Below are 11,772 nucleotides of genomic sequence, written 5' to 3'. Positions count from 1 at the left end.
CGTGGGATGGCGTTGATGCGAACCGGCCGGGTCGTGCTCATGGCGACGGCGTTGGCGATGACCGCGGCTGCGTGCACCAGCGTGGTGGACGGCAATCCCACCGCGTCGGCACCGGTGGGGATGGAATCCTTCTACAACCAGACCCTGAACTGGGGCAGCTGCCGCGAGTACAGCGAAGACCAGATGCCGCGCGACGCCGAGTGCACCCGGGTCACCGTGCCGGTCGACTACGCCAATCCCGGCGGGGCCACCGCCAAGATCGCCATCTCGCGGGTCAAGGCGAACGGCGACAAGATCGGTTCGCTGCTGTTCAACCCCGGCGGCCCGGGTGTGACCGGCCTGAGCATGGTCACCCTCGGTGACAGCACCGCGCTGGCCGACCGCTTCGACCGGGTCGGCTTCGATCCGCGCGGTATCGGTGCGTCGCAGCCCGCGATCAAATGCCGCACCGACGCCGAGAACGACGCCCAGCGCGCCGAGCCGAACCGGGACAACTCTCCCGCCGGCATCGCCGCGCTGGAGGCGGAGAACAAGGACTTCGCCAACAAGTGCGTGGAGCGCACCGGCAAGGAGTTCCTCGGCCACGTCGGTACCCGCGAGGTCGTACAGGACATGGACGTGATCCGGGCCGCGCTCGGCGACCCCAAGCTCACCTACGTGGGCTACTCCTACGGCACCCGCCTGGGCTACGCCTACGCCGAGAAGTTCCCCGACAAGGTCCGCGCCCTGGTCCTCGACGGCGCGCTGGATCCGGAACAGGATCCGGTCAAGGAGTCGGTGGCGCAGGCGGCCAGCTTCCAGAAGGCGTTCGACGCCTACGCCGCGGACTGCGCGGCCAAGGAGAAGACCAACTGCCCGCTCGGCGACGACCCGGGTCAGGCCACCAAGAAGTTCCGCGCCCTCGTCGACCCGCTGTGGGACAAGCCGGTGCCCACCCAGGACGGTCGCGGCCTCCACTACGGCGACGCCATCACCGGCGTCCAGCAGACCCTGTACTCCAACCGCCTGTGGCCCGCCCTCACCAAGGGCCTGCGCGAACTGGCCCAGGGCAGCGGCGACACCCTGCTCGCGCTGGCGGACATGTACGACGGCCGCCACGACGACGGCACCTACGACAACAGCGCCGACGCCTTCAACTCCATCCGCTGCGTGGACGACCCGGCCGTCACCGATCGCGCCGTCGCCGCCAAGCAGGACGCCGACTACCGCCGCGTCGCGCCCTTCCTCGACGACGGGCACGGCAGCGATGCCGCGCCGCTGGAACTGTGCGCCATCTGGCCGGTCCCCAGTACCAGCACCCCGCACAAGATCTCGATCCCGAACCTGCCCAAGGTCGTGGTGATCTCCACGACCGAGGACCCGGCCACCCCCTACCAGGCGGGCGTGAACCTGGCCCAGCAGCTCGGCGCCTCGCTCATCACCTTCAACGGGACACGCCACACCGTGTCGCTGTCCGGTGTGAAATGCGTCGACGACCCGGTCATCGACTATCTCGTGGACCTGAAGCAGCCCGCCCAGGGCCTCACCTGCTGATCGGCGACGCCCGGGCCGCGCGCCGGAATCTCCGCGCGGTTCGGGGTCGTCACTGCTGACAGTTCCGAGAGTTGAATCTGTCGGCGTATGTAACACGGATTTAACTCCGGGACCCTACGCTCGCGGTCATGGACCGTCAGAAGGAATTCGTGCTCCGGACGCTCGAAGAGCGGGACATCCGTTTCGTGCGTCTCTGGTTCACCGATGTCCTGGGATATCTCAAGTCCGTGGCGATCGCGCCCGCCGAGCTCGAGGGTGCGTTCGAGGAGGGTATCGGCTTCGACGGTTCGGCCATCGAGGGGTTTGCCCGGGTCTCCGAGGCGGACATGGTGGCCAAGCCGGATCCGTCCACCTTCCAGGTGCTGCCGTGGTCCACCTCGAAGGGCCACCAGCACTCGGCGCGCATGTTCTGCGATATCGCCATGCCCGACGGCTCGCCGTCCTGGGCCGATCCCCGCCACGTGCTGCGCCGCCAGCTCAACAAGGCCGCTGACCTCGGCTTCAGCTGCTACGTGCACCCCGAGATCGAGTTCTTCCTGCTCAAGCCGGGCCCGCACGACGGCACCGCGCCCATCCCCGCCGACAATGGCGGATTCTTCGACCAGGCCGTGCACGACGAGGCCCCCAACTTCCGTCGCCACGCCATCGACTCGCTCGAGTCCATGGGCATCTCGGTGGAGTTCAGCCACCACGAGGGCGCGCCGGGCCAGCAGGAGATCGACCTGCGCTACGCCGACGCGCTGTCCATGGCCGACAACGTGATGACCTTCCGCTACCTGATCAAGGAAGTGGCCATCGACGAGGGCGTGCGCGCGAGCTTCATGCCCAAGCCGTTCGCCGACCACCCGGGTTCGGCCATGCACACCCACATGTCGCTGTTCGAGGGCGAGCAGAACGCCTTCGCCGACCCGGACGACCCGGACAACCTGTCCGAGACCGCGCGCGCCTTCATCGCGGGCATCCTCGAGCACGCGCACGAGATCTCCGCGATCACCAACCAGTGGGTGAACTCCTACAAGCGCCTGATCCACGGCGGCGAGGCCCCGACCGCCGCCTCCTGGGGTCGCTCGAATCGTTCTGCGCTGGTGCGCGTCCCGATGTACACCCCGAACAAGTCGGCCTCGCGTCGTGTCGAGATCCGCAGCCCTGACAGCGCCTGCAACCCGTACCTGGCGTTCGCGGTGCTGCTGGCCGCGGGTCTGCGTGGTATCGAGAAGGGCTACACGCTGCCGCCGGAGGCCGAGGACGACGTGTGGTCGCTGACCTCCGCCGAGCGTCGCGCCATGGGCTTCCGCGAGCTGCCCGCGTCCCTGGACGAGGCGCTCAAGGCGATGGAGAAGTCCGAGCTGGTCGCCGAGACCCTGGGCGAGCACGTCTTCGACTTCTTCCTGCGCAACAAGCGTCGCGAATGGGCGGGCTACCGCGCTCAGGTGACGCCGTACGAGCTTAAGGAATACCTGGGTCTCTGAACCCGGCAAAGCACCCGAATCGGGCCGCAATCCTCGCGATTGCGGCCCGATTCGCGTCTCACGCCGGCACTCCCGGGACCCGAGCGGCACGTCACCGCGGCCACTCGGTGGCGTCGCGGACCGGAAGCGGATTGGACACAGTGTCTGGTTTGGGTGGGATGGGTGGCATGTCTGGTGGTCGCGGCCTGTAATTTGGTGGGCATGGTTCGGCCACCGACTGCTCGTTCCGCTGTGCCCGGTGTCGGGCGGCTCGGTCTGCTCGAGCCGTCGGCCGCCGCCTCTCTGCGAGAGTTGGCGTGGGACAACGTGGACAGCGTTCCCCTGCTGTGGGCGCTGTCGCGTTCCCCCGACGCCGATCTGGCGCTGCTGACGCTGATCCGGCTGCGCGAGCAGCTCGGGAGCGATTGGGCCGCCGTGGATTCCGAACTGCGCCGCGACTCCGCGCTGCGCGGGCGGCTGTTCGCGCTGATCGGCTCCTCCAGTGCCTTCGCCGACCACCTGGTGGCCGATCCGGGCGCGTGGCGGCTGCTGCGGCGGCCCACGCTGCCCAGCCGCGCGGAAGTGCTGGCGGATCTGCTGGACGCCGTGCAGGCCGTCCCGGAGAACGGGGCCGCGGCCGGGCCCATGATGTACCGGGCGGGGATCTCCGGGCCCGAGGCGATCGCCTTGCTGCGCAAGCGGTATCGCGATCAGCTCATGCTGCTGGCCGCCATCGACCTGGCCGCCACCGTCGAGAACGAACCGGTGCTGCCGTACGAGCAGGTGGGTCAGCACCTCACCGATCTGGCCGACGCCGCGCTCACCGCGGCGTTGTCGGTCGCGGTCGCGCGGGTGTGCCAGGACCGCGAGGTGCCGGTGCACCTGGCCGTCATCGCCATGGGCAAATGCGGTGCGCGGGAACTGAACTACGTCTCCGACGTGGACGTCATCTTCGTCGCCGAACCGGCCGACACCACCGCCACCCGGCTCGCCGCCGAGATGATGAGCGTCGGCAGCGCCGCGTTCTTCGAGATCGACGCCGCACTGCGGCCCGAGGGCAAGGCGGGCGCGCTGGTCCGCACCCTGGACTCGCACGTCGCCTACTACAAGCGCTGGGCGCGCACCTGGGAATTCCAGGCGCTGCTCAAGATGCGGCCCGCCACCGGTGATCTCGACCTCGGCCGCGAATACCAGAAGGCCCTCATGCCCATGGTGTGGGCGGCCAACGAACGGCCCGACTTCGTGGCCGACGTGCAGGCCATGCGCCGCCGCGTCGAGGACCTGGTGCCCGCCGATCTGCGCGAACGCGAGCTCAAACTCGGGCACGGCAGTCTGCGCGATGTCGAATTCGCCGTCCAGCTGCTGCAATTGGTGCACGGCAAGGCCGACGAGTCGCTGCACGTGCAGAGCACCGTGGAGGCGCTGGGCGCGCTGGCCGCGGGCGGCTATGTGGGCCGCGACGACGCCGCCAACCTCACCGCCTCCTACGAATTCCTGCGCCTGCTCGAACACCGGCTGCAGTTGCAGAAGCTCAAGCGCACCCACACCCTGCCCGCCCCCGAGGACGAGGAGGGCATGCGCTGGCTGGCGCGCGCCGCGCACATGCGCCCCGACGGCCGCCAGGACGCGGTCGGGGTGCTCACCAGCGAGATCAAACGCAATGCGGTGCGGGTGCGGCGGCTGCACGCCAAGCTCTTCTACCGGCCGCTGCTGGACTCGGTGGCGCGGATGGACGCCGCCGCCCTGCGGCTGAGCCCCGCGGCGGCCGTGCGGCAGCTGGCCGCGCTGGGCTATGTGTCCCCGGAGAACGCGCTCGGCCACCTCAAGGCGCTGACCGGTGAGGTCGGGCGCAAGGGCCGCATCCAGGCCCTGCTGCTGCCCACCCTGCTCGAATGGCTCGGCGAGACCCCGAATCCCGACGCGGGCCTGCTCGCCTACCGGCGGGTCTCCGAGGGTCTCGACAACGAGATCTGGTTCCTGCGCGAACTGCGCGACGAAGGGGCCATCGCGCAACGGCTGATGATCGTGCTCGGCTCCTCGGCGTACCTGCCGGACCTGCTGATCAACGCGCCCGAGACCATCCGCATGTACGCCGATGGCCCCAACGGGCCGCTGCTGCTGGCCACCAAGCCCTCGGATGTGGCGCGCGGAATCCTGTCCGGGGCACGGCGTTACGACGATCCCAAGCGCGCGGTCGCCACGGCCCGCTCGCTGCGCCGGCACGAACTGGCCCGCGTCGCCTCCGCCGACGTGCTCGGCATGCTCGACGTCCAGCAGGTGTGCGAGGCGCTGTCCTCGGTGTGGATCGCCACCCTGGAAGCCGCGCTACAGGCCGTGATCCGGGCCAGTGAGGCCGAACTCGGCCGGCCCGCGCCCGCGGACTTCGCCGTCATCGGCATGGGACGGCTCGGCGGCATGGAACTGGGCTACGGTTCCGACGCCGATGTGCTGTTCGTCTGCGACCCGCGCCCCGGCGAGGACGAGACCGTCGCCGTGAAATGGGCTGTCAGCGTGGCCGAACAGGTGCAGCGCCTGCTCGGCGCGCCCAGCGTCGACCCGCCGCTGCAGGTCGACGCCGGACTGCGCCCCGAAGGCCGCAACGGCGCGCTGGTCCGCACCCTGGCCGCGTACGCCGCCTACTACCAGCAGTGGGCGCAGCCGTGGGAAGTCCAGGCGCTGCTGCGCGCGCATCAGGTGGCGGGCGACCCCGAACTCGGAGTCCGCTTCCTGCGCACCATCGATCCGGTCCGCTACCCCGAGGGCGGCATGTCGCCGGAGGGTGTCCGCGAGATCCGCCGCATCAAGGCCCGCGTCGACTCCGAACGCCTCCCGCGCGGAGCCAACCCCGCCACCCACACCAAACTGGGCCGCGGCGGCCTGGCCGACATCGAATGGACCGTCCAGCTCCTCCAACTGCTGCACGCCCACGAGGTCCCCGACCTCCACAACACCTCGACCCTGCAATCCCTCGACGCCATCGAACGCGCCGAACTCATCGACACCGCCGACGCCGAACTCCTCCGCGACGCCTGGCTCACCGCCACCAAGGCCCGCAACGCCCTGGTCCTGGTCCGCGGCAAACCAGCCGACCAACTCCCCGGCCCCGGCACCCTGCTGTCGGCGGTAGCCCGGGTCGCGGGCTGGCCCAACGATGACGGCAGCGAGTTCCTCGACCACTACATGCGCGTCACCCGCCGCGCGAAAACGGTGGTGGAAAGGGTCTTCGGCGGCGAGTAGCAACTCACACGCCCTCGACCCAGGACCATCCGGCCCCACGGGCGATGGCGAGTAGCTGCTTGCGCGCGCTGCACGAACCGGGCCGGTGCCCATCGCCTTCGGCGCACAGCCGATGTGGCCACAACAGGATCTTCACGCTGTCGGAAGTCTGCGTCGACGGTGTCAGCGGCAGTCGATGATGGCTTACGCGAGATGTGGTCCGGGACAACGTCGTCACCGCCCGGACCGATGCCGGCCGCGGTGCCGACGCCCCGCCCGCCCGCTCGCCGGCGCCTCCACATACCTCGAACCGTCGAGACACAGTCGGAGAAACCGGGCCTCACCACCCGGATGCTCATCCCGGTAGAAACCCCACACGCTCCAGCCGATCACGGCCAGGCAGAGAGCGAGAATCGACAGCAGCGCCCAAGTGTCCCAAAGCATTACGGCATCCCCTCGAATTGCGTGGTTCCCGAATGGCCTGATTCCCGAACGGCGTCGCGGGCGTTATCGCTCGGCGCCGGTTCTCGGTGCACCCAGGATGGCCGAAGAGTGCCGTTCACAATGTGCTGCACGCGAATTACGATGGGTGCACACACTGTGCATGCTCAGGCTGTGCACGCTCATGGTGTGCATGCTCACCATGAGCACACCGGTCCTGGGCAATCCGTAGATTGCGAGGCTAACTAACATGGCCGGATCAACGGTCTCCCGCAGGGCATTTGGAAACTTCTTGCGTCAGATGCGGGAAGAGGCGAAGAAGACTGCACTGGCAGCTGGACTGCACGCTGAAACCTCTCGCATGACCATCGTCCGGCTGGAAGACGGCATGCTCACGAAGGTCACCACCATGCAGCTCGAAAGTCTGCTCACCTTCTATCAGGCAGACGAGGCAAGTCGAGCGGAGGCGCTGAACCTCTGGCGAGAAGTCAGGGAGCAGGCCAAAGCCGATAAGTTGCAAGGCAATTCGAAAGGCTTCTGGCAGCCGTACGCGGATCAATTGCCTTCGCATTTTCCGCATTACCTGCGGCTCGAAGCGGCAGCCGATCGCATGACCACACATCAGCTCGTGCTGGTCCACGGTCTGTTGCAGACCGCTGATTATCGCCGGGCGGTCGCCAAGCTGGATGCGCCGGAGCTGTCGATTGTCGATACCGAGCGGCGGATCGAATTGATGGAGCGTCGGCAGATCCGGCTCGATAACCCAGCCTTCCAGTTGAAGGTCTTTCTGTCGGAGGCGGTCCTGCGGCATCGCCCCGCGGCACCCGCCGTGATGGCCGCTCAGCTGCGCTGGCTGGCGGAGGTGGGCGAACGGGAAAACGTTGGTATCCGGGTCATTCCATTCGGAATCGGTCCCCACCGAGGTCTGGTGATGCAATCATTCACCCTGCTGGATTTCGACAGCATCCAGAGTCGCCTGACCGAGCCGCCCGTCGTCTACCTCGAGGGCGCTGTAGGGGCCCTCTATCACGATCGAACCGACGTGATCGACCGCTATCGCGAGGCGATCGCCGCTTTGCAAACGGTAGCGTTGACTGAGGACGACACCAGGACCATGGTGCTCGAGGTCGCGAAGGAGTATGCGGCGTGAACAATCCGCCTGTCCGGCAGTGGTACAAGTCCACCCGAAGTGAAACCTCGAACCAGTGCGTCGAGCTCTACCAGGACGATGATCGTGTCGGCGTACGCGATTCGAAGAACCCCGGTGGCCCGGAGTTGTTCTTCGACGGCTCCGAGTGGGACGCCTTCCTCGGCAGTCGCATCTGGGACCGCTGACGCGGGGACGCGCGGCTCAGCCGAGTGGAATCCATTCCACGCCAACCTGTTCGATGTGCGCTGCCTCGTCGGCGGTCAGTGGTGCGCGGCCACTGGCCTTGGCGAGGTAGGTCATGGGGTCCCAGCCCAGGGGCGTGAGGTCGTCGGGTTTGCCGGAGACCAGTAGCAGGGTGGTGACGATGTCGGCGGCTTCCGGGGTGGTCCAGGGCGCGCGGTCGAGGGCGGTGGCGAGGTCCAGGCCGTGGAGGGCGAGTTCGGCCACGCGGGTGATGAGGAAGTCGGTGAGGCCCATGCCGATGTTCCAGCGGGTCATCACTCGGCGGTCGTCGGGTTCGCGGCGGGCGGAGTCGTGGGCGAGCGGCCAGGCGGCGTCGAGTGCCGCGACGACGGCTCGGCCGGAGGGGTAGGCGGTGGCGCCGTGCTGGGCGAGGGCCACGCGTTCGATATTGGCCTGCGCGTCGAAGATTCGCGGGTTGTAGTAGTTGACGGCGTTCAGGGGAGCCGTGGCCGGTTCGGGGACGGTCAGGCCGTCGGTGACACGCTCGATCCCGGCGACCACGTGGGCGAGCAACTCGGTGACCGTCCACGGCGCGCAGGGTGTCGGCTTGGCGAATTCGGTTTCGGAGAGCCCTGATACCACGTGGACCAGTGCCTTCGCCTCCTGGCGGAACCCGGTAAGGATGTCATCTCTCCCCATGCGGACACCCTAGGGCGGCGACGGGAGGATCGGCGTACCCGTCGGATGAGGATCACACCTGCGCACCTACAGCCAGGCCGACCTCGACACCATCCCGACGAACTCAACGGACTCGACAAACCCTCGGATTCCGCACACCATCAGAAGCACTCGAACAAGTGTCGCGATGACCGGTAGGGAGGGTTCTCCGGGTTGCAGAAACAGACCGAGACGCCGGTTGCGAAGGGTGAACGTGGCGTGTTCGGCCATCTCGTAGCCTTGGCCCCGGTCAGAGTGCGGCACACCTGGATACCAGTGCGGAGCGCTACCGAGTCAATCGACGACCGCGGTTGCAGCACTGACCAGCTGGTGGATCTACGTCGAAAGGCCGAGACTGGTTAATGCCTGTCCGCGCCATTGCGACTACACGGGTCGCCCCACCTCGGATACGCCAGATCGGGCGACGTGCGTGAGTCTCCGCTTATCGATGCGAAGGAGGCTGGAAATGGATCGTTCAGACTTGGACCCGACCTTCTATCGGAGTGCAGCGGAGGCGGCTGCTGCGCCACCGGAGCGGCTCGCCTACGTTGTTGCGTTCGACCGGGCGGCGCAACAGCCGGATGCGCTGTCGGTAGTCGATGTGGATCCGGGCTCGGCCACCTACGGCAGGGTGGTGGGCTGGACCGAGGTGCCCCACCTGGGCAACGAGCTGCACCATTTCGGCTGGAACGTCTGCAGCAGCGCGCTCAAGCACGAGGGCCACCACATCGACGGGCTGGCTCGGCGCTACCTGATCGTGCCGGGTCTGCGCTCGTCGCACCTGTACGTGTTCGACACCCAGCCCGACCCACGTCGGCCCACCCTTTCCAAGATCGTGGACAGCTCCGAGCTCGCGGCGAAGGCCGGCTACTCCCGCCCGCACACGCTGCACTGCGGGCCGGACGGTGTTTTCCTGACCTGCCTCGGTGGGGCAGACGGATCGGACGGGCCGGGCGGGATCGCGCTGCTCGATCACGGCACGTTCGATGTGTTGCGGCAGTGGGAGAACGACCGCGGGCCGCAATACCTCGCGTACGACGCCTGGTGGCATCTCAACCAGAACACCCTGATCAGCAGTGAGTGGGGCACTCCGTCCATGATCGAGGACGGGTTGCAGCCGGAGTTGCTGCTGGCCAACAAGTACGGCCACGCGATCCACTTCTGGGACCTCACCGCCGGTCGGCACCAGCAGCGGGTCGATCTCGGGGAACAGAACCAGATGGCACTCGAGCTGCGCCCTTCGCACGATCCGGATGCCACCTGGGGTTTCGTCGGCGTGGTGATCTCGACCGAGGATTTGTCGGCCTCCGTGTGGCGTTGGCACCACGACGGCGATGTGTGGGCGGTCGACAAGGTGATCACCATCCCGGCCGAGCCGGCTGATCCCGACCTGCTGCCACCGGCACTGAAACCGTTCGGTGCGGTGCCGCCGCTGGTCACCGACATCGACCTGTCGGTTGATGACGCGTACCTCTACGTCTCGTGCTGGGGCACCGGGGAGCTCAAGCAGTTCGACGTGCGCGATCCGGCCAGCCCGAAACAGACCGGGTCCGTCCGGCTGGGCGGGATCGTGGGCCGCGCCGCCCACCCGGCGGCGCCGAACCAGCCGCTTGCGGGTGGCCCCCAGATGGTCGAGATCAGCCGTAACGGTCAGCGGGTCTACCTCACCAACTCGCTCTACGGCACGTGGGACGACCAGTTCTACCCGGATGGGGTCGGCGCCTGGATGGCCGTGCTGCACACCGATCCCGACGGCGGAATGACCATCGACGAGTCGTTCCTCCCACACGACGAGGACTTCAGAGGTCTGCGGGTGCACCAGGTGCGCCTCCAGGGCGGTGACGCCTCCTCCGATTCCTACTGCTACCGCTAGCTGGACCGCCCCGCCGACGACGCAACCCGATGCGGGCACGGCTCACTCGCCGCAGAGGTTTCCAGTGCGGGCCGCTTCCAAGCTGGATGGAGCGAGCAAGAGTGCGCGCTCGATTACCGTGCTCGCCGGTCGGAAGTTGTTGTGATGCGGATTCAGGTCGACTACACGGTACGAACGCTCGCCTTCCGGGTCGGGCGGCGAAAACCCGTTGGTCGGAGAATTTCGCGGCAGGCCATCCTCGGCCCGCGGATCAGAGGTCGTCCGCGGGTGCGAGGTCGATTCGGGCGGAGGGGAATTCGGCTCCGAGAGTGGGTTGGACATGGGGAAATTGGTTCGACCCCTGACCCCCGCTGGCATGACGAAGTGTGTGAAACGATCGTACGTAAGATCGGTGATGGATTTCCTGCCGGAGCAGTCGCGGCGGGTTGTGGACGAAAGGACCCCGATGACCACCGAGACCACCGAAGACACCCGCCAGGCGGAGACCCCGCAGGCGCCGATGACACGGGCCGATCAGTTGCGCGCGGTGGTGACGCTGGTCAAATCGGGTGGATTGAAGCCGCTGGCGATCTACGTGTACGGCGAGCGGAAGAAGGCCGCCAAGAACTCCATGTACCAGTACCTAGGCAAGGGGGTCATGGCGGGAACAGCCGCGCTGCACCGCGCCCTGGTGCCTGTGGCGACCGCACCCGGCGCGGGGCCGGTGCGCGACCGGCTGATCGAGCTGCTCGACCGCCAGGCCGAGGTCATCCATGCCGCGCCGGTGCGCAAGGTGGCCCTGACCTGGCTCGCCGCCGGCACCCCGGTCGATTTGAGCGCACAGCTGAGCAAAGCTGACATGTTCCGGCTGGCGTTGAACTACCACTACCGCCAGCCGTTCGAAGAGTTGTTCGCGACCGAGGACGGCCGTGCGGCGATCGGTACGGACAACGTGGCCGCGGTGGTCGCGCAACTGGTCGGCCCGATCGCCTACGGTCGGCTGGTCGGAGCCGCCCGCACCACCCACAACGACCACGTTCGCATCGTCGACGAGTTCCTGGCCGCGCACCGGCAGCCGGAGACCGAGGCCGAGCCGGCCGACGACGCCGCGGAGTCCTGACACACGGCCGGTGTCTCCGATATCTCGGCCCCTTCGACTTGTCACAAATCGACAGGCCAAAGGGGCCGCGTGCGGCAGCCGATATATCTGCCGGTGCATTTCAGGCGGTATC

At 67.7% G+C, this 11,772-nt stretch carries 8 protein-coding genes; 7 read left to right on the top strand and 1 reads right to left on the bottom strand.

The window, feature by feature from the left end:
• Positions 1-15 precede the first annotated feature (15 nt).
• The 5 genes from ACQP06_RS25685 (at position 16) to ACQP06_RS25665 (ending at position 7,973) form a co-directional block, all read left to right on the top strand.
• On the top strand, positions 16-1,533 hold the full coding sequence (locus ACQP06_RS25685) for an alpha/beta hydrolase (RefSeq protein ID WP_433673433.1): 1,518 nt from the start codon (positions 16-18) through the stop codon (positions 1,531-1,533).
• A gap of 128 nt (positions 1,534-1,661) precedes the next feature.
• Positions 1,662-3,002 (top strand): glutamine synthetase family protein, encoded by a 1,341-nt coding sequence (locus tag ACQP06_RS25680; protein ID WP_213560277.1) that lies wholly within the window; start codon positions 1,662-1,664, stop codon positions 3,000-3,002.
• A gap of 201 nt (positions 3,003-3,203) precedes the next feature.
• Positions 3,204-6,218, top strand: a complete 3,015-nt coding sequence (locus tag ACQP06_RS25675) for a bifunctional [glutamine synthetase] adenylyltransferase/[glutamine synthetase]-adenylyl-L-tyrosine phosphorylase (protein WP_433666995.1) — start codon at positions 3,204-3,206, stop codon at positions 6,216-6,218.
• 670 nt (positions 6,219-6,888) lie between these two features.
• A complete protein-coding gene (locus ACQP06_RS25670) occupies positions 6,889-7,788 on the top strand; it encodes a helix-turn-helix domain-containing protein (RefSeq protein WP_433666994.1) in 900 nt (299 codons plus the stop codon).
• Positions 7,785-7,973: a DUF397 domain-containing protein gene (locus tag ACQP06_RS25665; protein WP_433666993.1), complete on the top strand. Its 189-nt coding sequence runs from the start codon at positions 7,785-7,787 to the stop codon at positions 7,971-7,973. Before ACQP06_RS25670 ends, ACQP06_RS25665 begins: the two co-directional genes overlap by 4 nt.
• Positions 7,974-7,989: 16 nt before the next feature.
• Here ACQP06_RS25665 and ACQP06_RS25660 read toward each other — a convergent pair whose 3' ends face one another.
• Positions 7,990-8,670 carry a maleylpyruvate isomerase N-terminal domain-containing protein gene (locus tag ACQP06_RS25660; RefSeq protein WP_433666992.1) on the bottom strand — a complete coding sequence of 227 codons (681 nt, stop codon included), beginning with the start codon at positions 8,668-8,670 and terminating at the stop codon, positions 7,990-7,992.
• A 484-nt stretch (positions 8,671-9,154) separates the two neighbouring features.
• On the opposite strand from ACQP06_RS25660, the gene ACQP06_RS25655 reads away from it, so the two are divergent.
• Together ACQP06_RS25655 and ACQP06_RS25650 are read left to right on the top strand one after the other, a co-directional pair.
• Entirely contained in the window at positions 9,155-10,561 is a 1,407-nt protein-coding gene (locus tag ACQP06_RS25655; protein WP_433666991.1) for a selenium-binding protein SBP56-related protein, read from the top strand.
• Between the two features lie 445 nt (positions 10,562-11,006).
• Positions 11,007-11,660 (top strand): hypothetical protein, encoded by a 654-nt coding sequence (locus ACQP06_RS25650; RefSeq protein ID WP_433666990.1) that lies wholly within the window; start codon positions 11,007-11,009, stop codon positions 11,658-11,660.
• The last annotated feature ends 112 nt before the right edge of the window (positions 11,661-11,772 follow it).

The sequence above is a fragment of the Nocardia sp. CA-136227 genome (assembly GCF_050955695.1).
In the GTDB taxonomy this organism is placed as follows: domain Bacteria; phylum Actinomycetota; class Actinomycetes; order Mycobacteriales; family Mycobacteriaceae; genus Nocardia.
The sequence above is the reverse complement of the archived record's forward strand: the minus strand, read 5'-3'. Positions and strand labels throughout refer to the sequence as shown.

Bases quoted from the DNA above. Each gene is read 5' to 3' on its own strand.
- ACQP06_RS25685 (WP_433673433.1), top strand. From the start codon at position 16: ATGCGAACCGGCCGGGTCGTGCTCATGGCGACGGCGTTGGCGATGACC.
- ACQP06_RS25680 (WP_213560277.1), top strand. From the start codon at position 1,662: ATGGACCGTCAGAAGGAATTCGTGCTCCGGACGCTCGAAGAGCGGGAC.
- ACQP06_RS25675 (WP_433666995.1), top strand. From the start codon at position 3,204: ATGGTTCGGCCACCGACTGCTCGTTCCGCTGTGCCCGGTGTCGGGCGG.
- ACQP06_RS25670 (WP_433666994.1), top strand. From the start codon at position 6,889: ATGGCCGGATCAACGGTCTCCCGCAGGGCATTTGGAAACTTCTTGCGT.
- ACQP06_RS25660 (WP_433666992.1), bottom strand. From the start codon at position 8,670: ATGGGGAGAGATGACATCCTTACCGGGTTCCGCCAGGAGGCGAAGGCA.
- ACQP06_RS25655 (WP_433666991.1), top strand. From the start codon at position 9,155: ATGGATCGTTCAGACTTGGACCCGACCTTCTATCGGAGTGCAGCGGAG.
- ACQP06_RS25650 (WP_433666990.1), top strand. From the start codon at position 11,007: ATGACCACCGAGACCACCGAAGACACCCGCCAGGCGGAGACCCCGCAG.